Annotated in this window: 21 protein-coding genes, 1 pseudogene and 1 other annotated feature; of the genes and pseudogenes, 7 read left to right on the forward strand and 15 right to left on the reverse strand. The window is 37.5% G+C overall.

Annotated features, from left to right (window positions below; genetic code table 11):
• A partial coding sequence (locus RV17_RS05340) for a site-specific integrase (RefSeq protein WP_071868711.1) occupies nucleotides 1-924 on the forward strand: 924 nt, incomplete at its 5' end.
• A gap of 36 nt (nucleotides 925-960) precedes the next feature.
• Here the strand turns inward: RV17_RS05340 and rplT are convergent.
• From rplT to infC, 3 genes are all read right to left on the reverse strand, one after another.
• Nucleotides 961-1320 (reverse strand): 50S ribosomal protein L20, encoded by a 360-nt coding sequence (gene rplT / locus RV17_RS05345; RefSeq protein WP_071868712.1) that lies wholly within the window; start codon nucleotides 1318-1320, stop codon nucleotides 961-963.
• Between the two features lie 57 nt (nucleotides 1321-1377).
• Nucleotides 1378-1578 carry a 50S ribosomal protein L35 gene (gene rpmI / locus RV17_RS05350; RefSeq protein WP_067483297.1) on the reverse strand — a complete coding sequence of 67 codons (201 nt, stop codon included), beginning with the start codon at nucleotides 1576-1578 and terminating at the stop codon, nucleotides 1378-1380.
• Nucleotides 1579-1649: 71 nt separating this feature from the next.
• Nucleotides 1650-2174, reverse strand: a complete 525-nt coding sequence (infC, locus tag RV17_RS05355; protein ID WP_067483298.1) for a translation initiation factor IF-3 — start codon at nucleotides 2172-2174, stop codon at nucleotides 1650-1652.
• 43 nt (nucleotides 2175-2217) lie between these two features.
• Nucleotides 2218-2344: a sequence feature (ribosomal protein L20 leader region), on the reverse strand.
• 141 nt (nucleotides 2345-2485) lie between these two features.
• On the opposite strand from infC, the gene RV17_RS05360 reads away from it, so the two are divergent.
• A complete protein-coding gene (locus RV17_RS05360) occupies nucleotides 2486-3118 on the forward strand; it encodes a pentapeptide repeat-containing protein (RefSeq protein ID WP_071868713.1) in 633 nt (210 codons plus the stop codon).
• A gap of 1 nt (nucleotide 3119) precedes the next feature.
• On the opposite strand, the gene RV17_RS05365 is transcribed toward RV17_RS05360, so the two are convergent.
• Together RV17_RS05365 and RV17_RS05370 are read right to left on the reverse strand one after the other, a co-directional pair.
• Nucleotides 3120-4025 (reverse strand): magnesium transporter CorA family protein, encoded by a 906-nt coding sequence (locus tag RV17_RS05365; protein ID WP_067483303.1) that lies wholly within the window; start codon nucleotides 4023-4025, stop codon nucleotides 3120-3122.
• An 89-nt stretch (nucleotides 4026-4114) separates the two neighbouring features.
• A complete protein-coding gene (locus RV17_RS05370; protein ID WP_172843715.1) occupies nucleotides 4115-4774 on the reverse strand; it encodes a deoxynucleoside kinase in 660 nt (219 codons plus the stop codon).
• A gap of 329 nt (nucleotides 4775-5103) precedes the next feature.
• On the opposite strand from RV17_RS05370, the gene mvk reads away from it, so the two are divergent.
• From mvk to fni, 4 genes are read left to right on the forward strand one after another with little or no spacing between them, the layout of a single operon-like run.
• Complete coding sequence (gene mvk, locus RV17_RS05375) at nucleotides 5104-6054, forward strand: mevalonate kinase (protein ID WP_071868714.1); 951 nt, start codon at nucleotides 5104-5106, stop codon at nucleotides 6052-6054.
• Nucleotides 6047-7024 (forward strand): diphosphomevalonate decarboxylase, encoded by a 978-nt coding sequence (mvaD, locus tag RV17_RS05380; protein ID WP_067483307.1) that lies wholly within the window; start codon nucleotides 6047-6049, stop codon nucleotides 7022-7024. The genes mvk and mvaD overlap by 8 nt, the downstream gene beginning before the upstream one ends.
• A gap of 12 nt (nucleotides 7025-7036) precedes the next feature.
• Nucleotides 7037-8122 (forward strand): phosphomevalonate kinase, encoded by a 1086-nt coding sequence (locus RV17_RS05385; protein WP_067483309.1) that lies wholly within the window; start codon nucleotides 7037-7039, stop codon nucleotides 8120-8122.
• Entirely contained in the window at nucleotides 8119-9162 is a 1044-nt protein-coding gene (gene fni, locus RV17_RS05390; protein WP_071868715.1) for a type 2 isopentenyl-diphosphate Delta-isomerase, read from the forward strand. Before RV17_RS05385 ends, fni begins: the two co-directional genes overlap by 4 nt.
• Nucleotides 9163-9266: 104 nt before the next feature.
• Here fni and RV17_RS05395 read toward each other — a convergent pair whose 3' ends face one another.
• The 9 genes from RV17_RS05395 to tgt all read right to left on the reverse strand — a co-directional run bounded on the left by RV17_RS05395 (nucleotide 9267) and on the right by tgt (nucleotide 18531).
• Nucleotides 9267-10070, reverse strand: a complete 804-nt coding sequence (locus RV17_RS05395; RefSeq protein WP_067483314.1) for a gluconate 5-dehydrogenase — start codon at nucleotides 10068-10070, stop codon at nucleotides 9267-9269.
• Between the two features lie 22 nt (nucleotides 10071-10092).
• Nucleotides 10093-10935, reverse strand: coding sequence for a 5-dehydro-4-deoxy-D-glucuronate isomerase (kduI, locus tag RV17_RS05400; protein WP_071868716.1), 843 nt, complete (start codon nucleotides 10933-10935; stop codon nucleotides 10093-10095).
• A 14-nt stretch (nucleotides 10936-10949) separates the two neighbouring features.
• Entirely contained in the window at nucleotides 10950-11957 is a 1008-nt protein-coding gene (locus tag RV17_RS05405; RefSeq protein WP_067483318.1) for a sugar kinase, read from the reverse strand.
• A gap of 6 nt (nucleotides 11958-11963) precedes the next feature.
• Nucleotides 11964-12608, reverse strand: a complete 645-nt coding sequence (locus RV17_RS05410; RefSeq protein WP_067483320.1) for a bifunctional 4-hydroxy-2-oxoglutarate aldolase/2-dehydro-3-deoxy-phosphogluconate aldolase — start codon at nucleotides 12606-12608, stop codon at nucleotides 11964-11966.
• 98 nt (nucleotides 12609-12706) lie between these two features.
• Nucleotides 12707-13468 (reverse strand): IclR family transcriptional regulator, encoded by a 762-nt coding sequence (locus RV17_RS05415; protein ID WP_067483322.1) that lies wholly within the window; start codon nucleotides 13466-13468, stop codon nucleotides 12707-12709.
• 69 nt (nucleotides 13469-13537) lie between these two features.
• Nucleotides 13538-13636 carry an L-rhamnose mutarotase gene (locus RV17_RS13810; protein WP_071868761.1) on the reverse strand — a complete coding sequence of 33 codons (99 nt, stop codon included), beginning with the start codon at nucleotides 13634-13636 and terminating at the stop codon, nucleotides 13538-13540.
• Between the two features lie 361 nt (nucleotides 13637-13997).
• Nucleotides 13998-16595, reverse strand: a complete 2598-nt coding sequence (gene adhE, locus RV17_RS05425; protein ID WP_067483323.1) for a bifunctional acetaldehyde-CoA/alcohol dehydrogenase — start codon at nucleotides 16593-16595, stop codon at nucleotides 13998-14000.
• Nucleotides 16596-16908: 313 nt separating this feature from the next.
• Nucleotides 16909-17286 (reverse strand): preprotein translocase subunit YajC, encoded by a 378-nt coding sequence (gene yajC, locus RV17_RS05430; protein ID WP_067483326.1) that lies wholly within the window; start codon nucleotides 17284-17286, stop codon nucleotides 16909-16911.
• 99 nt (nucleotides 17287-17385) lie between these two features.
• A complete protein-coding gene (gene tgt, locus RV17_RS05435; protein ID WP_067483328.1) occupies nucleotides 17386-18531 on the reverse strand; it encodes a tRNA guanosine(34) transglycosylase Tgt in 1146 nt (381 codons plus the stop codon).
• A 211-nt stretch (nucleotides 18532-18742) separates the two neighbouring features.
• On the opposite strand from tgt, the pseudogene RV17_RS13745 reads away from it, so the two are divergent.
• Nucleotides 18743-19456: pseudogene (locus tag RV17_RS13745) on the forward strand (DUF975 family protein).
• Between the two features lie 66 nt (nucleotides 19457-19522).
• On the opposite strand, the gene RV17_RS05445 reads toward RV17_RS13745, so the two are convergent.
• Nucleotides 19523-22165 (reverse strand): cation-translocating P-type ATPase, encoded by a 2643-nt coding sequence (locus RV17_RS05445; RefSeq protein WP_071868717.1) that lies wholly within the window; start codon nucleotides 22163-22165, stop codon nucleotides 19523-19525.
• Nucleotides 22166-22366: the final 201 nt, after the last annotated feature.

A 22366-nucleotide genomic window follows, 5' to 3' on the forward strand; every position in this document is an offset into this window, starting at 1 on the left:
AACACCCTACGAAATATTTTTTGGAGTAACGTTGCTTTGGGAAATCTAAAAATCGATAATGTTTCTGTCACATTTTGTCAAAAATTGGCGAATAGTTGGTCACGTGAGCATCCAAAACGATTCAAACAATATTTAAATTATGCTGGGATGGTCTTCAAATATGCTGAAACACTTGATGAAATAAAAAAAAATCCTTTGGATCGTATCATTATTCCAGTAGTGTTTGATGACGAAAGAGCAAAGAAGAATTTCTATTCGAGAGAAGAATTATTGGACTTTTTAGCGGCATACAAAAAAGTTGATCAACCTAAACGCTACACGCTGTTCTTGCTGTTAGCCTATACAGGACTTAGAAAAGGCGAAGCGTTATCTCTGACTTGGCGTGATATTGATTTTAAGAGAAAAACAATTACAATTAATAAAACATTGGCTTCTGGTAAGAATGGTGTTCGACTTATCCAACGACCAAAAACAAAAGCAAGCAACGGTACTATTAGCATTGATGATACTGTCATTAATGCTTTAAAAGAATGGCGCGCTCAACAAAATAATATCTTGAAAAGATTCGGGCATATCGCTTCTATTGATCAATTAGTTTTTAGCCAAGATGAAGATAACTCCCTTTTGTACTCAAGGACACCACTCACTTGGCTTCAAGTTTTTTACCAACATCATCCAAACATGAAAAAAAGTACGGTTCATGGATTTCGTCATACCCATGCTTCTTTACTTTTTGAGGCAGGTGCAGATATGAAGCAAGCACAAGATCGATTAAGACATACCAATATTAAGACAACAATGAATACCTATATCCATGTTACACAAGAAGGAAAAGATGAAACAGCCTCACTCTTTGATAATTTTATGGCAAATGGTAAACATGTGGGTCAAACTTTGGGTCAAACAAAAAACCCGCTCGAATGAGCGGGTTTTAACGTTGATAAATCAACGTTTATAAGCTTATTTGTTTAATGAATCTTTTGCTTGGTCAGCTAATGCAGTAAAAGCTGCTGCATCGTTAACAGCAAGGTCAGCTAACATTTTACGGTTGATGTCGATTTCAGCCAATTTCAAACCGTGCATTAATTTTGAGTAGCTTAAGCCATTCATACGAGCTGCTGCGTTGATACGAGCAATCCATAATTTGCGGAAGTCGCGTTTCTTTTGACGACGATCGCGATATGCGTAGTTATATGAATTCATTACTTGTTCTTTTGCTGTTTTAAATAAAGTGTGTTTTGAACCGTAGTAACCTTTTGCTAATTTTAGCATTTTTTTACGACGTTTACGAGTTACTGTTCCACCTTTAACACGTGCCATGTTTAATTCCTCCTAAAAATAAATCTTCTCATTGAAATTTTTCTAAATTTGCGTTGCTTATTTCATTTTTGCTAGTTGTTGACGGATACGTTTAAAATCGCCACTAGCAACCATACGTGCTTTACGCAATTGACGGCGTTGTTTTTTTGTTTTGCCGTGGAAACGGTGACTTGTAAACGCGCGGTAACGTTTCAATCCGCCTTTACCAGTACGTTTGAATCGTTTTGCTGATCCGCGGTGTGTTTTTTGTTTTGGCATGACTATATTTCCTCCTCAAAATCTTTCGTTATCCGACCATTGACTGTTCAACAATCAGTTAGTCATTCAAATTACTTACTGTCGTTTTTCGGTGCCAGCGTCAAGAACATGCTGCGTCCGTCCATTTTCGCTTTTTGTTCCACTGTTGCAATATCAGCAGTTTCTTCAGCTAAGCGATTTAAGACTTTTTGACCAATCTCTTTATGGGTAATGGCACGGCCTTTAAAACGGATAGAAGCTTTCACTTTATCGCCTTTTTCTAAGAACTTACGTGCATTACGAAGTTTTGTATTGAAGTCATTTACGTCAATTGTCGGACTTAAACGTACCTCTTTAACATTGATCACTTTTTGTTTTTTACGCGCTTCACGGTCTTTTTTCTGTTGTTCAAAACGGAATTTCCCGTAATCCATGATTCGCGCAACTGGTGGTTTCGCACCTGGGGCAACTAACACAAGATCCAAGTTTGCTTGTTCAGCAATCTGTAATGCTTCTGCTTTTGTTTTAACACCTAACTGCTCGCCTTCTGAACCGATCAATCGTAATTCTCGTGCACGAATGCCGTCGTTAACCATCATATCCTTTGCTATGGTCATTCACCTCCAAATATTATGAGAGAAAGAAAAGCTTACCGAATTTTCGGTAATAAAAAAACGAGTTCTTTTTATCAGAACCCGCGCATAATCCACCTAAAGAATCGGCGAAAACTATCTAGCCCAGTGACTATATCAACTAAGGCGAGAAGCGCGTGCTTCTGCTTTTATTTCTCAACTTCACCAGTTTATCAAATTTACTTGAACATGTCAACTCTTTATCTAAAATAAAGGACCTATTTTAAAAAGATATCCTAGCATTTTCTCTTTATTTTATTTATCTTTAAGATAAGAAAATAATTTGGAGGCAACCTATGAAAAAGAATGATCCTATTGCACCTATCTTATCTCACCTAGAGGAAGGCGACTTTTATTTAGAAGATGAAGAACTCTTTTCAAATCTTTTAGTCAAAGATAGCGACCAAAGTTATTTATCCGCAAAAAATTTGATTATAAGAGACAGCCACATTCAAAAATTAACCATGCAAAAAACTATTTTGGAAAGTTTTGAATGTAGCAATGTCATTTTCGACCACTGTGATTTTTCCAATTTAGAATGGATTGGTGCCAGTTTTCACCAAGTAACTTTTCAACAATGCAAGTTAACCGGAACAAATTTTGCGGAAGGCTATCTTCGTGATTGCTCATTCAATGAATGTTTAGCTTCGATGGCCACTTTCAGCAACACGAATTTGAAAACTGTCCGCTTTTCTGACTGTCAACTAGAAGACACCGAATTTTATGAAGTTCGATGGAAAAACTTATCCCTGCTCAACAATCAGCTCACAGGATCTAATTGGTTCCGTACACCTCTAAAAGCATTGGATTTTAGAACAAATGACTTTACTAAAATTGCACTTTCTCTAGAAAATCTCTCTGGTTTATCAGTCGACCAAGAACAAGCTTTAGTCATCGCAGCTAGCTTGGGACTTATCATTGAAGAATAATTTATTTAATTCGACGCCATAAAGCAACTAACATCCAAACGGATAAAATCAGACTGATGACCAGCGCAATTCCCCAACCAAACACAGAGTGAGTAAATGGTAACTGTAAGTTCATTCCAAAAAAACCAGTGACGATCGTCGGAACGGTCAACAATAATGACCAGACAGTTAAGAATTTCATCGTGTCATTTAGGTTGTTATTCAACAAGTTATTATAAGTTCCAGATAACTGGTCTAAAATTTGTGATGCCAGATTCGTCATCTCGACTGCCTGCTTGGCTTCAATCAATGCGTCATCCAATTGTTCCTTTTCGCCTTCAGACATTTTACGATAAATAGCTAAAGCTTTTATCTGCTCAATCAACACAGCATTTTGTTTTGTCCCTGTGACTAAATAAACTAGTCCGATTTCTAAGTCAGATAATTGCAATAAGTTTTGATTACTTGTTTTTTCTCGTAACTTTTGATTTAAGCGTTGTCGCTCGCTATTCACTTCTTCAACTAATGGGAAAAAGGAATCTGAAATCAAAAATAAAGTTTGAAATAGCAAGCTATATACACTCATGTTAGGTGTGCGTTGTAGCAATGATTCCATTAGACGTACTACATAACCAGTATTTTCTGTAGTAAATGTAAAAATACCGTTCTCTTTCAAAATAAAGGCCATCGGTGTTGTTTCATAATGATTTTCACTTTTCCTTTGGTGAGGAACATTGTAGACAAGAAGCATTGCCTCATCAAGCACATCATATTCTACCCGTGCGCGTTCGTTTTTATCGAGAGAGTAAGTTAGCATCTCGTCGCTTAATTTATACTCTTCTTTTAAGTTTTTAACACCAATAACATTGTCACGTTGAATATTTAGCCAAAAATTTTGGTCAGAATTAAAAAAACGTTTATTACTCATTATTGACCTCCTCATAACACTTTCTCTTAACAGTATAAAGAAAAAAACTATTCAAACAAGGTAAAAGCCATTGCTTGAATAGTTTTTATTTAATATACAAATTGTTCTTGACGGATTTCAGCTAATTTTTCTTTCACGATTCGGACCACTTCATCTTTTGCTTGTGGATCTTCGACAAAATTGTAGCGATCTCCATCAATTTGAATTTTAGGACTTTCATTGTAGTTTTCGTACCATTGATCATAACGACGATTCAATTCTTGATAATAATCATATAACGATGGGTCAAAAGATAATTGCTCATATGAACGACCACGTTTCTCGATTCGTTCCAACATTGTATCAAAAGAAACTCGAATATGAATCAGTAAATCAGGATTTTTTTTGTGGGCTGCATAAGGTAGCTCTTCCATCATATTTTCTAGTAATTCATCATAGACACGCACTTCTGTTTCTGTCGCTCTTCCTAAATCTGCATTCAAATGGAATAATAAAGAATCTTCATAGATTGAACGGTCCAAAACGTTGTTATCATCTTTCATTGCTTGTTTAATACTTGCAAAACGTTTATTTAAAAAATAAATTTGTAATAAAAAAGCATATTGCTCAGGGTTAGCATAAAACAAAGGTAACACTTCATTATCATCAATTGATTCATAAAAAGCCTGACTATTAAATTCTTCAGCTATCATTTCTGTTAAACTTGACTTTCCTGCACCAATTGTACCAGCTAAAACGATCACGCTCATTTACCTCCAACTCACTTCATTACTAAATATTGTATGTGTTTTTCAATCTTTCTAAATATACCCCCAATATCTAGTAGTGTCAAATGGAATTTATTGAACGCCCTTCGAAAAAAAACTCAAAAAAATTCTTAAGAAAACAGTGATTTTTTGACAGAAAACGCATTCTTGGTTTTACTTATTGAGCGGATTTAGTAAAATAGGGAGGAAATGATTTTTGGTTTGCTTTTTTTCACATCATCAAACCAAATTCTCGTTGAGTAGCGCAACTATTTAGGGCGCTTTATTTTTTGTCTAAAAGTTACTGTTATGTGAGGAAAAGGAGTTAAGTTATGGCAAACTATGGCCAAGGGGAATCAAGCGGAAAAATTATCTTGATGGGTGAACATGCCGTTGTATACGGCGAACCAGCAATTGCCTTTCCATTTTATGCAACGAAAGTCACTGCACAATTTGAAACGTTAACTGAAGATGTTACCCAAGATCAATTGTTTTCAGCCTATTATGTAGGAAAGTTGATTCATGCACCACAAGCACTCAAAAATATCAAAGCTTTAGTCACACATTTAAAACAGGATCATGGTGTCAAGGAATCAGTCAGCCTCACCATTGAAAGTACCATTCCTGCTGAACGCGGAATGGGTTCTAGCGCTGCTGTTGCAGTAGCAATCACACGCGCCTTTTATGATTATCTTTCACTTTCACTAGCACATGAAACATTGTTAAGCTATGTTCAGATTTCTGAAAAAATTGCTCATGGCAACCCAAGTGGAATCGATGCTGCCGCTACAAGTAGTCATAACCCAATCTATTTTATCAAAGGGCAACCTTTCGAGTATTTCACAATCAACTTGGATGCTTTTTTGATTGTTGCTGATACTGGGATCAAAGGACAAACGCGGGAAGCTGTTAAAGACGTCGCTCATTTATTTGAAAAAGACTCACACAAGACTGGACAAAAAATTCAACAATTAGGACAACTCACACAAAAAGCAAAACAAGCAATCATCCAAAACAATCCCGAAAATTTAGCGCAAGTCATGAATCAGGCACAAGTTACATTGAGAGAATTAACAATCAGTAATCATTTTCTAGACCTATTGATTGAAACAGCGTTAGATGCTGGTGCTCTAGGAGCGAAATTAACTGGAGGCGGACGCGGTGGTTGTATGCTCGCTCTTGCCAAAACAAAAACAGAAGCCCAAGCGATTTGTACAGCTCTGGAAGATGCCGGTGCTGTAGCTACTTGGATTCAAGGATTAGGAGTACATACCCATGTTTAAAGGAAAAGCTCGTGCTTACACGAATATTGCACTCATCAAGTATTGGGGGAAAAAAGATGAGGAATTCATTTTACCAATGAATAATAGTTTATCTCTTACACTAGATGCTTTTTACACCGAAACAGAAGTCATCTTCTCTGATACTTTTACTAAGGATGAATTTTATTTGGATGGTGAGCAACAAGACGAAAAAGCAACGAAAAAAATCAGCACTTTTCTTGATCTTGTACGAGAAAAAGGCCAAACAACGCTCAATGCGCAAGTTATCAGTCAAAATTTTGTTCCTACAGCTGCTGGACTTGCTTCCTCCGCAAGTGGCTTAGCTGCATTAGCTGGTGCTTGTAATGAGGCACTTCAATTAGGCTTAGATAACGCAGGATTATCTCGATTAGCTCGTCGGGGCTCTGGTTCAGCGTGTCGTAGTATTTACGGCGGATTTGTGGAATGGGAAAAAGGGGTTGACGATTTTACCTCCTACGCAAAGCAAATCCCTTCCGATCATTTTGAAGATGATTTAGCCATGGTCTTTTTATTACTAAACGATCAGCAAAAAGACGTTTCTAGTCGTGATGGCATGCGTCGCACAGTTGAAACTTCAAGCTTTTATCAAGGCTGGCTTGACTCCCTAGATGCAGATTTAGCGCAGTTAAAGCAAGCCATTACTGACAAAAATTTTCAATCTTTAGGGGAAACAATGGAACGAAACGCATTAAAGATGCATGGCACTACACTAGCAGCGAACCCACCGTTTACTTACTGGTCTCCTGATAGTTTAAAAGCAATGCAAGCAGTCCGGGATTTGAGAAAGCAAGGCGTTCCGTGTTACTTTACAATGGATGCTGGACCAAATGTAAAAATTTTAGTCGAGAAAAAACATTTAGCTGCAGTTAAAACAGCTTGTAATCATTTATTTAGTGAAAAACAAGTAGTTTCAGCCCAAGCAGGTTCTGGAATTACGATTATCAAGTAAAGGGAGATTTTTATGATTGAAGTATCTGCACCAGGAAAGCTTTACATTGCTGGTGAATATGCAGTTGTAGAAACTGGGCACCCTGCCATCATCGTGGCGGTTGACCAATTTGTCACGGTAACAGTCGAAGCGGCTAGAAAAGTGGGAAGTATCCAGTCTGCACAATATAGTGAGATGCCGATTCGTTGGACTAGAAGAAATGGTGAATTAGTTTTAGATATTCGAGAAAATCCATTTCATTACATTCTGGCAGCAATTCGGTTAACTGAAAAATACGCACAAGAAAAAAATAGTTTGCTTTCTTTTTATGACTTGAAGGTAACCAGCGAGCTAGATAGTTCAAATGGCCGAAAATATGGTCTTGGTTCAAGCGGTGCTGTTACGGTCGCAACTGTTAAAGCATTAAATATTTTTTATGATTTGCACCTAAGCCAGTTAGAAATTTTCAAAATTGCTGCTTTAGCAAATCTAGCTGTTCAAGACAACGGTTCTTGCGGAGATATTGCCGCTAGTTGTTATGGTGGTTGGATTGCTTTTTCTACTTTTGATCATCGTTGGGTTCAGCAACAAGAAAAACAGCAGACAATTAGTGAGTTACTTGCAATGGATTGGCCAGGACTTTCGATTGAGCCCCTTGAGGCACCAAAAGATTTACGATTGCTTATTGGTTGGACAGGTAGTCCAGCTTCTACTTCTGATTTAGTTGACCAAGTCCATCGTTCACGAGAAGATAAAAAAACGGCTTACGAAACATTTCTTAGAAATAGTGAAAATTGTGTCAATCAAATGATTCAAGGATTCAAACAAGATGATGTGGCTCTGATTCAAAAACAAATTCGGCAAAATCGCCAATTGCTACGCAACCTATCTACCGTTACCGGTGTGGTCATCGAAACACCTGCGTTAAATGAATTGTGTAACTTAGCAGAAGAATATGAAGGAGCCGCTAAGTCTTCTGGTGCTGGCGGTGGTGATTGTGGAATCGTGATCGTGGATCAAAAATCCGGCATCTTACCTCTCATGAGTGCATGGGAAAATGCAGAAATCACACCACTTCCACTTCATGTTTATAGTTATCGCAGAAAGGATCAATCATGAATCGAAAAGACGAACATGTTTCATTAGCCAAGGCTTTTCACAATAAGCAAAAAAATGAATTTGACGCTGTTCACCTCATTCATAATGCGTTGCCCCAGCTAGCAACAACTGATGTCGACTTATCGACGACTGTTGCTGGCTTTACGTTGACCAGTCCGTTTTATATCAACGCTATCACTGGTGGCAGTGAAAAAACAAAAAAAATCAATCGTGACCTTGCAATTGTTGCACGCGAAACTGATTTGATGATCGCAACAGGTTCAGTGAGTGCTGCTTTGAAAGATTCCAGCTTAGCTGACAGTTATACCGTGATGCGTGAAGAATACCCTGAAGGAAAGATTCTTGCTAATATCGGTGCTGGAACTTCTGTTGAAAAAGCCCAAGAAGCTATTCAATTGTTCCATGCAGATGCTTTACAAATTCATCTCAACGCCCCACAAGAGTTAGTTATGCCTGAAGGTGACCGTGATTTTTCAAACTGGTTGGAATTGATTCAAGAAATCCAACAAACAATTGCTGTACCTTTAATCGTAAAAGAAGTCGGTTTTGGCATGACACGTGAAACAATTGAGCAACTTGCACAAATTGGCGTCAAAACAATTGATGTCAGTGGACGTGGTGGGACTAGCTTTACTCAGATTGAAAATGCGCGCCGAGAAAAGCGTGAATTAACTTATCTTGCTGATTGGGGACAATCAACCGTCACCTCATTACTCGAAGCACATGAAGCAAATGCCACTGTTGATATCCTTGCATCTGGTGGTATACGTTCTGCCTATGATATTTTCAAAGCTCTTTGCTTAGGGGCTCAAGCCGTTGGTACTTCTGGTACAGTTTTAACACATCTAATGAATCATGGCGTAGAAGAAACGATTTTATTGATTAAACAATGGCAAGAAGAACTACGTTTGCTCTATACTTTAGTTGGTGCTAGAACAACAAATGAGTTAAAATATCAATCACTTATTTTTTCTGGTGCTGTTAAAGATTGGTGTGAAGCCAGAGAAATATCCTTAGTAAAATATGGCAGACGAAACTAACTGTTGCTAAAAAAAGTGACTGGGACATAATCATTTTGATTAATGTCCCAGTCACTTTTTTGTTTATATTGAAGGAAATACTCTTTTATCTCACGACTATTTTCCTATGGTTGCTTTCCAATGTATGCCAAAATACCGCCATCAACATACAGGATGTGTCCATTAACAAAATCTGAAGCACCTGAAGCAAGGAAAATTGCTGGTCCAGCTAAATCACTTGGTTCACCCCAACGCGCAGCTGGTGTTCTTCCTACGATAAATTGATCGAACGGATGGCGTTCACCATTTTCTTGTTGCTCTCTCAGAGGTGCTGTTTGTGGCGTCGCAATATATCCAGGGCCAATGCCATTACATTGAATGTTGTATTGTCCATACTCAGAAGCAATGTTCTTTGTTAGCATCTTCAAGCCGCCTTTTGCAGCAGCATAGGCACTAACTGTTTCACGACCTAACTCACTCATCATCGAACAAATATTGATAATTTTTCCGCCACCCTTTTCAATCATATCTGGGATAACGGCCTTTGCTACGATAAATGGTGCATTCAAATCAACATCAATGACTTGACGGAAATCAGCAGCACTCATTTCGATCATTGGTGTCCGTTTGATGATTCCGGCATTGTTCACCAAAATATCTACCGAGCCAACCTCTTCTTTGATTTGCTTAGTCATCGCTTGAACAGCTTCTTCATCCGTCACATCACAAACATATCCTTTTGCTTCAATACCAGCTTCTTGATAGTGTTTGATTCCTTCATCGACAGATTCTTGCGTCAAATTATTAAAAACGATTGTTGCGCCTGCAGATGCTAATGAACGGGCAATTTCAAAACCAATCCCATAAACTGCACCTGTAACAAGTGCAACTTTTCCATCTAATCGAAAATTATCCATTGTAAAATCCATAATGATTCTCCTTTATATTGGTTTATTTTAATTGATCCATTTGAACCATATCCATGTCCGTATAAGTGATATTTTCGCCACACATTGCCCAAATAAATGAATAATTACTTGTACCAACACCTGAATGGATTGACCAACTTGGTGAAATGATTGCTTGTTCATTCGCAACCACTAAATGTTTTGTTTCATCTGGTTTACCCATCATATGGAATACACGCGTGTCTTCATTTGCATAATCAAAATAAACATAAGCTTCCATTCGACGTTCATGCGTATGACAAGGCATGGTATTCCAAGCACTACCTGGCTCTAAAATTGTATAACCCATTTGAAGTTGACAACTTTCGCAAACATTTGGGTGAATGTACTGATAAATTTTTCGTTCATTCAAGGTAACACCTTCACCAGTTTCCATTGGCTTGATTTGGTCGATACTAATTTTTACATTTGGATATTTATGGTGGGCTGGTGCGCTACTCAAATAAAATTTTGCTGGGTTTTCCGCATCTTCTGAAGAAAAAATCACTTCTTTCGTTTCTTTCCCAATATAGTAGCCATCTTGTTTTTGCATTGGTTCTTTTTGTCCATCAATTTCAATAAAACCTGGACCACCAATATTGATGACACCTAGTTCACGACGTTCTAAGAAATAGTCAACGCCGAGTTCTTTATCTAATTTGACTTCTAAAGTAGTTGTTGTAGGCGTCACTCCGCCAAAGATCATGCGATCGTTGTGAGTATAAGTTAAACGAATTTCTCCAGGAACAAATACTTTTTCAACTAAAAATTCAGTTCTTAATTGTTCAGTTGAATAATGACGGATATCTTCCGGACTATGTGTATAACGTGTTTTCATTTCTTGCATAATAAATACTCTCCCTATCGTATAATTTTCCCAGAGCCACAGGTTAAAAATTGTGTGACTTCTTCTTGACTGAATTGATTGCAATCACCATGAACCGTATGTTTTAACGCGGACGCAGCTGTCGCAAAGTTGATTATTTCCTGCGGCGGCATGTCCGTTAACATACCATGTAGTATTCCGCCAGCAAAAGCATCACCACCTCCAACACGATCAACGATCGGTTCGATTTCATGAACTTGTGATTCAAAATAAGTTTCATCCATCCATAAGGTTCCCACTAATTGATTTGCGCTAGCTGAATAAACTTTTCTTTTGGTTGAATAGAATGCTTTAATCATAGGAAATTTCTCTTGCATTTTTTGATAATAATAAATCAGGGATTCTGTTTCTTCTTCTGGTGCTTTATCTACTCCCAACAAGTAAAGCGCATCCATTTCTCCAGCTGAACAAATGTCTACTAAAGGTAACAATTGCTTGATTACTCGGCTTGCTTCTGCTTGTGTCCATAGTTTTCCGCGATAATTGATGTCAAAACTAATCAAACAGCCTGATTCTTTCGCAGCTTCCATCAATTTTTTTGTCATCTGCTGCCATTCGCTAGACAAAGCAGGTGTGATTCCAGAAACATGAAAGATGTCAACGCCTTCAAATAAATTTTCTAATGACCATTCGATTTCCGTCATTGTCGCAAAGCTGGAACCTGCTCGATCATAGATTACTGAGGCCGCTCGTTCTCCAACCCCAGCCTCCATGTAATATGTCCCTAATCGCTTACCACCGCGTAACAAGTAATTAGTTGACACCCCATAACTTTGAAGATGTTTCTGAACTGCATCGCCTAATGCATGAGTCGGAACTTTACTAGCAAAAATAGTTTCATGTCCATAGTTTGCTAATGAAATAGCGACATTAGCTTCACCGCCACCATAATCAGCTCTGAACTGCTCACTTTTAATGATACGCGTTCCTTGAGTTGTAGATAACCGCAACATGATTTCTCCAAGAGTTACCACTTTTCCCATCATGAATTACCCCGCGATTTCTTTCATTTTCGCCGCGTACTGCTTAGCTACTTCTGTCACTTTCTCAAAATCACCTGTAGCAGCCGGCGCAAGTAAATTACCACCCACACCAACAGTTACCACACCTGCATCAAACCAATCCTGCATATTTTCCAAGCTTACACCACCAGTTGGCATAATGTTGACTTGTGGCATAGGTGCTTTGAATGCGGAAACAATACTTGGACCAAATGCACTGCCAGGAAATAATTTCACAATATCAACCCCACTCTTCAGTGCTGTTTTGATTTCATCAATCGTCATACAACCTGGTAAATAAGGTACTTGGTACAAATTACATAGCTCTGCTGTTTCTTTATCAAAACATGGGCTCACAATATATTCTGCACCAGCTAAAATTGCTAAACGAGCAGTAACCGCATCTAACACTGTTCCAGCACCAATGACAATCTCTTCTCGTTCTTGATAAGTTGCTAAAAGTTCTTTGATTACTTGGTCAGCTTGTGGCACGGTAAACGTAAGTTCGATGCCCGTTAAGCCACCTTTGATAATTGCATGACAAGCATTCAGTGCTTCTTCACTCGTTTTTCCACGAACTACAGCAATCACACCAGCATTTTTCAATCGAGATAAAATTTCAATTTTTTTCATTTTCCCCACCTCTTATTTCCTATTTAGAAATTAAGTTTTATAATTTGGAAATCTATACTCGTATTATAAAGGAGAAAAGAAAAAATGCAAACGCTTTTTCATTTTTTTGTTAATGTTTCTTCTATTTTTTGTTTCGTTTGCTTTACTGCTGCAACAATTTGATTTTTAATTTCGCCTGTTAAACGATATTTAGGCATACTGATACTAAATGCACCAATGATTTCATTATTTTTGACAATAGCTGCACCGATACAAAAAATATCTTGTTCCATTTCTTCATCATCGTAAGCAATTTTGGACTGCTGTACTTTTTCAATCTCGCTTTTTAAACGCAGTGGATTAGTAATCGTGTATTCAGTAAATGGAACTAGCGGATGTTTCGTTAAGTATGTATCATATTGGTTCTCATCAAACTCAGCTAATACAGCTTTTCCCATAGCAGAACTATAGAGTGGTCTAGTCACACCGATTTTGGACGACATTCGGATCGTTTGGTTTTTCGCTTCTAGTTTATTGACATATAAAATTTCTTCATTATTTAAAATTCCTAGATGAATGGTTTCATCAATCGTGTCTTGGAGTTGTTCAAGATACGGACGCGTTGCTTCCACTAAATCTTGTTCCTCAATACTTTTGTTCGCATAACGGATAAATTTACTACCTAAACGATAATTTTTGTCCGAGTTTTTATTTGTATATCCTATTAAAGTTAATGTATCTAAAATTTTTAAAGCAGTTGAAGCAGTCATTCCCGTGCCTTTAGCAATTGCTTGTAATGAAGAATCTGGCGCTTCTGCTAAGTAATCTAAAATAGTTGATGCCTTAATCAAAACAGTTCCGTAAGGTTTTTTATTTTCCATATTGCACACTCCCGTTTCTTTATAGGAAAATTATAACGGAAAACTTTTGATTTTAATAGTACGACTGATTCAAACTTCAAATACAGGAGTTAGTTCTTGTGCCACAGGCGAATCCTCGTCATTGGTTTCCATAAAAGGAGCCATATACGTCCACCATTTTTGGTTAATCGGCGTTCGAGCAAAGTCTTCCTATAATTTTTCATCTGCGATTTCTAATTGAGAAAAAATATCTAAAATTGCTCTTATGTTTTAAATTTTTACATATCCTAATAATTTATAGCTAAGTGATCCTTGAAATGTTTCTCTCTTTTTTGTTAGACAAGGATTTTTTCAAAGTAATTCTAAAGGTACATATTGGAACACATATTTTTATCTTTACATAAAAAAATTGTCTGAATGAGAGAATCATCCAGACAAACTTATATGAATCAATATGATTTTAAATCCCCCACACAAATTTGAGCGGAAATTTGTGTGGGGGATTCATGTAGCGAACAGCTGCCAGCCGTACGCTAACTAGTGGTAATTATTAAGCTTTGTAAGCATCAATAATGATTTGTTTTAATTCACTAATTAATGGTTCTTTTGGATTAGCAGTTGTACATTGGTCTTCGTAAGCTAATTCAGCCATACGATCAACTGTTGTATCAAGTGTTTCTTGTGTCACACCTTGTGCTTTCAAGTTCATATCGATACCTACGTTTTGACCTAATTCATAAACAGCTTTTGCTAATGCATCTACTAATTCAGCAGTTGTTTCGCCTTTTAGACCTAAGAATTTAGCAATATCTGCATAATCTGTATCTGCACGGAAGTAGTCATATTTAGGGAACATTGCGTGTTTTTGTGGATCTTTCGCATTGTAACGAATAATGTGTGGTAACAAGATTGCATTTGTACGTCCATGAGGAATACCATATTCTCCACCAATTTTGTGGGCGATTGAATGACAAATTCCTAGGAACGCATTTGCAAACGCCATACCAGCCATCGTTGACGCATTATGCATTTTTTCACGTGATTCCATATCAGGTGTTTTTACTGATTTTTCTAAATAATCAAAGACTAACTTGATTGCTTGCAAACTTAAACCACGAGTGTAATCAGATGCCATGACAGATACATATGATTCAATTGCGTGAGTCAAGACATCCATACCAGTATCTGCAGTTACAGAGGCAGGAACTGACATAACAAATTGTGGATCAACAATTGCAACATCTGGTGTTAATGCATAGTCTGCTAATGGGTACTTAACATGTGTGTCGCTATCAGTGATAACTGCAAATGGCGTTACTTCTGAACCTGTTCCTGAAGTTGTTGGAATACATACAAATTGAGTTTTTTCAGGTTTTGCAATTTTGTACGTACGTTTACGAATATCCAAGAATTTTTGTTTTGCTCCAAAGAAAGAAGTATCTGGGTGTTCATAGAACATCCACATTCCTTTGGCAGCATCCATTGCAGATCCACCACCTAATGCGATTACTGTATCAGGTTTAAAATCAGCCATTAGTTTTGTTCCAGCGTAAACAGTATCTGTTGAAGGGTTTGGCTCAACATCAGAGAAAACTTCAATTTTTACGTCGTTTTTACGGCGAGCAAGTACTTCACGAACTGTATCACAGTAACCAAATTGGACCATTCCTGGGTCACAAACGATCATGACACGTTCAACATTTTCCATTTTTTCTAAGTAAAGTAATGAATTCTTTTCAAAGAAGATTTTTGGTGGTAATTTGAACCATTGCATGTTATTTCTCCGTTTCGCTACAGTTTTGACGTTGATTAAGTTGACAGCAGATACATTACGAGAAACAGAATTTTTACCATAAGAACCACAACCTAAAGTTAATGAAGGAATCATTTCATTGTAGATATTACCAATTCCGCCTTCAGCTGATGGTGTGTTAACTAGAATACGACAAGCTTTCATTCGTAAACCAAATTTCACGTGTAAATCTTCATTTTCTGAATGAATAACAGCTGTATGTCCTAGTCCACCAAGATTTAACATACCTTCACATAATTCAAATGCATGGTCTGTATTGTTTGCTTTAACCATTGCTAAAACTGGTGATAATTTTTCACGTGAAAGTGGGTAATCAGCACCTACACCTTCTAATTCAGCAATTAACATTTTTGTTCCTTCTGGTACTTTGATACCTGCTAATTTAGCAATTTCCATTGCTGAATGTCCAACGATTGCTGGGTTAACAGCATACTTACCTTCATTCATCACTGCATCTTCTAATTTTGCTAGTTCGCTTGGTTTTACGAAGTACACTTGATGCGCTTGGAATTCTGCTTTTACAGCTGCATAAATTTCTTTATCAACAATTACTGCTTGTTCAGACGCACAAATCATTCCGTTATCAAATGTTTTTGATACGATCAAATCGTTCACTGCACGTTTTACTTTTGCTGTTTTTTCAATGTATGCTGGCACGTTACCTGGTCCAACTCCTAAAGCTGGTTTCCCAGTTGAATAAGCAGATTTAACCATTCCTGCTCCACCTGTTGCTAAAACAATTGCAATTCCAGGATGGTTCATCAACATTGAAGTTGCATCAATTGATGGATGCTCGATCCATTGGATACAGTTTTCTGGTGCACCAGCTGCGATTGCCGCATCACGAACAACACGTGCTGCTTCTGCAGAAGATTTTTGTGCACTTGGATGGAAAGCAAACACGATTGGATTTCTTGTTTTCAATGCAATCATTGATTTGAAAATCGTTGTTGAAGTTGGGTTAGTCGTTGGTGTTACACCACAAACAACTCCGACTGGTTCAGCAATTTCGATTAATCCTTTTTGAACGTCCTCATTAATTACACCAACTGTTTTATCATGTTTAATGTTATTCCAAATATACTCTGAAGCATACATATTTTTAATTGCTTTATCTTCATAAATACCACGACCAGTTTCTTCAACTGCCATTTTTGCTAGAGGCATATGTTGATCTAAGGCAGCCATTGCCATTTCATGTACGATATGGTCCACTTTCGCTTGATCAAAGTCTTCCATTTCCTTTAGGGCTACATTTGCTTTTGTTGCAAGATCATCGATCATTGCTTGCACGTCGATCGTTTTTACTTGTTCTTTTTCCAATGTCTTAGCCATTGTCTTCCTCCTAGTGGGTATCACATTTGTTTGTTAATTATTTCACATATGTATCATACAATAATTTATTTTAGTTGTAAATAGTTTTTTGTGATTTTTTTCACAGTTTTAAAATCAAAGATAAACCTTGATATTATAAAGTTATTTAGCTATAAGCATTTTTTGAACTATCTAAGAAAAAAATATTTTTTATTTATCAATCACGTTCACTATTGAACTTATTTTCTCGCTTTTGATTTTCAAATAAAAAAAGAGACACAACTAATTAATTAGTTGTGTCTCTTCAGATGAAAAATAATCATAGAATCTATGCTTATTTCTCGTCTTTGTTTTCTTCAGAAACTTCTTCTGTTACTTCTTCAGTGATTGTTTCTTCTTTTGTTTCAACTGGTTCTTCGATAGTTGTCACTGTAGCATCGTTTTCTACAGTCACTCCTGGTTTAACCGTTTTGATTGACGCACGGTCAAACTCTAAGAAGATACCTTCACAGTCTAAAACGACTGTGCGTTTGTCTTCATCGATTTCTGAAATTACGCCATGCAAGCCACCAATTGTAACAACTGCATCGCCTGGTTTCATACTATCTAACAAGTTTTGACGTTCTTGTTGTTGTTTCTTTTGTGTACGTGACATAAAGTACCACATTGCTAACAACGCAACGAACATCACAATCATTGGTAATGATCCCATTTTTTTCACCTCACTCAATCTATCTACAAAAAACACTTTAGCATAAAAAGTACTATCTACACTAGCTTTTTACCTAAATTTCACATAAAAGTCATGAATTTAGAAACTCTTAGCATTTTCTTTGTTAAATCCGTATTCTTCAAAGAAGGCTGCTCTGAATTCTAATAAGTTATCATCCATGATTGCTTGACGAACTTGTTTCATCAAATTCAATAGGAAATAAAGATTATGATAAGAAGTTAAACGAATACCGAATGTTTCATCACACTTGATTAAATGACGAATATAAGCACGAGTATAGTTTTTACATGTATAGCAATCACATTTTTCATCAATTGGACGAAAATCATGTGCATATTTTGCATTTTTAACAACTAAACGACCTTGCGAAGTCATACAAGTTCCATTACGTGCGATTCTTGTTGGCAATACACAGTCAAACATATCTACTCCACGAATTACTCCATCAATCAAGGAATCAGCTGCACCAACCCCCATTAAGTAGCGTGGTTTGTCTTCTGGAATTAATGGTGTCGTAAATTCTAAAACACGGTTCATGTCTGCTTTTGGTTCCCCAACAGATAATCCTCCGATTGAATAGCCTGGGAAATCCATGCTAACTAAATCTTTCGCACTTTGACGACGTAAATCTTCAAATCCTGCCCCTTGGATAATTCCAAATAGACCTTGTGTTGCTGGATTTGCGTGAGCTTTTAGTCCACGCTCTGCCCAGCGTGAAGTACGCTCTACAGATTTTTTCACGTAGTCATAGCTTTCATCGAATGGTGGACATTCATCAAAACTCATCATGATATCTGAACCCAATTTATTTTGGATATCAATTGCTTTTTCAGGTGATAAAAACATCCGAGAACCATTCAAATGATTTTTAAAATGGACCCCTTCTTCTTCAATGTTACGCATATCACTTAATGAAAATACTTGGAAACCACCAGAATCGGTTAAAATCGGTTGATCCCAATTCATAAATTTATGCAAACCACCAGCTTCAGCGACTAGATCTTCTCCAGGTCGCAACCACAGATGGTACGTGTTACTTAAAATGATTCCTGCACCCATCTCCTTTAATTCTTCAGGAGACATAGTTTTTACTGTCGCCAATGTTCCGACAGGCATGAACATGGGAGTTGGAAAAGTACCGTGTGGCGTAATAATTTCACCTAAGCGGGCACCCGTATGTTTTTCTTTTTTGATTAAACGATAGCGAATGGCAGGTTGTGACATTCAATTCCCTACTTTCTCTATAAAATAGCGTTGACAACTCACACAATCATAATCGTTTCGGCACTTTTTTGCAAGAGTTTATCTATTGTTTCTGTTCTATTTAATCCTCTTTTTTTAGAGACATTTCCGGCATAATCAATGCAAGATGAAAGGCAAAAAAGTGAATCTTTGTTATAATAATTTTAACTTATGGAAAAGGAGTGAAAAATAGATGAAATCTTCTGCTGAATTAAAATCACAAGCTAAGGCTAGTTTGAAAGGTCGTTGGGGGCAAGCGGTATTATTGAATTTGATTCCGTCGTTAATTGCTATTGCACTTATTCTTTTGATTCTTGTACCATTCATCTTGTTTATTGCAAGTATGTCAGATGTTTCAAGTATCTAGGAAACGATTGCTAATGATAATGGTGGATCTGGTGCTGGCGGTGGTAGTGGTGGCGGAGTTGTTTCCGGCATTATTAGCGCATTGTTCATGAGTGGTATTTCTTGGACTTATCTTGATGTATTACGTGGACAAAAATCACAAATCGAACCATTTAAAGATGCATTTCGTGGATTTTCAGGTATCTTTATCAGTGGCGTAATCGGTTTAGCTATTTTAATTTGGTTATTCACCACATTATGGACATTGTTGCTTATTATCCCTGGGATTATCAAAAGTTATTCTTACTCTCAAAGCTACTTTATCTACTACGACACGATTCAAGAAACAGGTCAAAAACCTCGTGTGCTTGATACGATTACAGCAAGTCGTAAGTTAATGGATGGTTACAAAGGGAAATTGTTCTGGTTGGATTTGTCGTTTATCGGATGGCACATTCTTGCATTAATGACTGCAGGAATCGGCTATTTATGGTTGAATCCATATATTACAGCAACAAAAGCTGCTTTTTACAATGAATTGCCTAAAGATGTTGCTTACTAAACTAAACAACAGGTACACAAAAAAAGCTGCGGTTAATACCGCAGCTTTTTTGCTACACTTTTTTATTTATTCTTCTTCATCATCCACATCTGGCAGTTGATGGAACTTAATCAGCTCGCTCACTGCAATTGGTGTAACTGATAAAATGAAGACCAGCAACCAATGATTCAAACTAATATGAACAAGTCCAAAAAGTTCTTGAGTGAATGGGAACAGTGCCATTGCCGTAGTAATTACTACAGCTAAGACGGCCATTTCTAATAGCGATTTATTGGAGGATAGACTTACCTTAAATATTGATTGACTACTTCTCACATTAAAAACATGCAAAATTGAAGAATAGGCTAAGACTAGGAAAGCAACCGTTTGACCAACTTCTTGACTAGCATCAACCCAAGGGCTAATTGTGTCAACAAAACTTCCTAGATAGTAACCAAAAAGTGTTACAACGGTAAACACACTTGCGTTCACTGCAATTTTTTGCCACAATCCACGTGCAAAAATCCCCTCATTTCGCGGTATTGGCATTTGATCCATAATTCCTGCTTCCGCCGGTTCCCTTCCTAGTGCAAATCCTGGTAGCCCATCAGCTACTACGTTGACAAATAGTAATTGAACTGCCGTAAATGGCGCACCCCAACCTAGAAGCATCGCAATCAACACAATGAAAATTTCTGAGATATTACAGCTCAAAAGAAAATTAATCGCTTTTCGAATATTTTGATAAACAGAACGGCCTTGGCTAACTGCATCAACAATCGTTGCAAAATTATCATCCGTTAAAATCATATCTGAAGCACTTTGAGCTACATCCGTCCCAGTGATTCCCATGGCACAGCCAACGTCACTTGCTTTCAACGCAGGGGCATCATTTACTCCATCACCAGTCATCGCTACAACTGCGCCTGTTCGTTGCCATGATTTAACAATCCGAATCTTGTCTTCTGGCGTTACTCGTGCATAGACAGACAATTCTTTTACACGTTCATCTAGTTCTTCATCAGTCAACGCGTGCAATTTTGCGCCTGTTAAAGCTTCTGAAGAATGCTCCAAAATTCCAAGTTCTTTTGCAATCGCACTCGCTGTCACCACATGGTCACCAGTAATCATTACTGTTTTGATCCCAGCTTTTTTCGCGCGAGCAATTGCTCCTTTACTTTCTGGGCGAGGTGGATCAATCATGCCAATCAACCCGATTAAACGTAAATCTTTTTCTAACGCTTCTGAACTAATGTCTTGTGGCTCTTCGTCATAGACAGCAAAACCAACTGCAATCACGCGAAGCGCACGTTTTCCGAAACGGTCATTGACAACTGTGGCTTGTTCGATGTCTCCATAACGAAAGCGTGGAGCTAATACGTCAAAAGCACCTTTGGTAATGGAAATATATTTTTTTCCCATCTTATGTACCGTTGTCATCATTTTTCGCTCTGAGTCAAACGGCAATTCTCCAATTCGAGGATAATTTTCTTCCAACTCTGCTTTTGTATGATAGTTTTCTTCCACAGCACGCACAATTGCGGCTTCTGTTGGGTTCCCTTTGATAATCAATTCATCATTTTCTTTTTCAACACTTACATCTGTACATAAGGCTGCCATCTTCAAGACTTCCATTGCACTATCTGTCATAGCATCTTCTGTATCAGTAACTTCATCGCCGCGACTCCAAACTCGACGCACGCGCATTTTATTTTGGGTTAGCGTTCCCGTCTTATCAGAACAAATTACGTTAGCTGTTCCTAATGTTTCAACTGCAGGCAGTTGACGAATAATTGCATGTTTTTTTGCCATTTTCTGAACGCCAAATGCTAAAGTTAATGTCACGATAACTGTCAATGTTTCTGGAACTGCCGCAACTGCTAAAGATACAGAAGTCATAAACATTTCCAGTAGCGGTTCTCCTTGCAACTCACCGATAATAAAAACTAATGCAGCCGCTCCTAATGCAATAAAACTAATTCGTTTACCTAACTGATTCAAGCGAACTTGCAAAGGTGTTTTCTGCATCATATCGCCACTTAATAGTCCAGCGATTTTTCCCATTTCAGTTTGCATCCCAATTGCTGTAACAATTGCTTGACCACGACCGGCAGCTACACTGCACCCTTTAAACACCATATTAATCTGATCGCCTAAAGGTACCTCTTCTTTACTAACATAAGTAGCATCTTTCTCAACCGCTTCACTCTCACCAGTCAAAGCTGATTCTTCTACTCGGAGTTGTGAACTTTGAATCAACCGAGCATCTGCAGGAATGGTTGCACCTGATTCTAAAATCAAAATGTCCCCAACAACTAATTGTTCTGCATCAATTTGTTCTCGTTTGCCATCACGTAAAACCAGTGCCGTCTGCTTATTCATATCCTGCAACGACTCTAATGCTTTTTCTGCATTTCCTTCTTGAACAATTGTAAGTGCGGAGTTGATAACAACGATAGCGATAATCAACAGACCTTCAAATAAATCTCCGTGTTCTGTTGCAAAGGCCGTATAAAAAGAGATCACAGCAGCAACCAATAAAATAATCGTCGTAAAATCTGCTAAACTTCTAAAAAATTTTCTGGCTAATGATTCTTTCTTTGCCTCATCAAAACGGTTAAGTCCCTGCTCCTTGCCCCGCTTAGTTGCTTCTTGCGAAGACAATCCTTGTTCTAGGTTTGCATTTGTTTCTTCTTGGACTTCCCTCACCGTTTTTTTATATTCTTCCATCCTATTCCTCCTTCAATCTTCATTAAATAATAATCCTATATTAAATATAACATCATTTTTTTATTTTTTTCAACTTAATAAACTATTTCAGACAATTTATGAATTTTGTTCATAAAAAAGGCATAGAATCGCAAGCATCTCATTTGCAAACGCTAACATTTCGTGCTACTATATAGGTGTAAGGAAGGAGGATAACATCAA

The sequence above is a fragment of the Enterococcus thailandicus genome (assembly GCF_001886265.1).
GTDB classification, from domain to species: domain Bacteria; phylum Bacillota; class Bacilli; order Lactobacillales; family Enterococcaceae; genus Enterococcus_B; species Enterococcus_B thailandicus.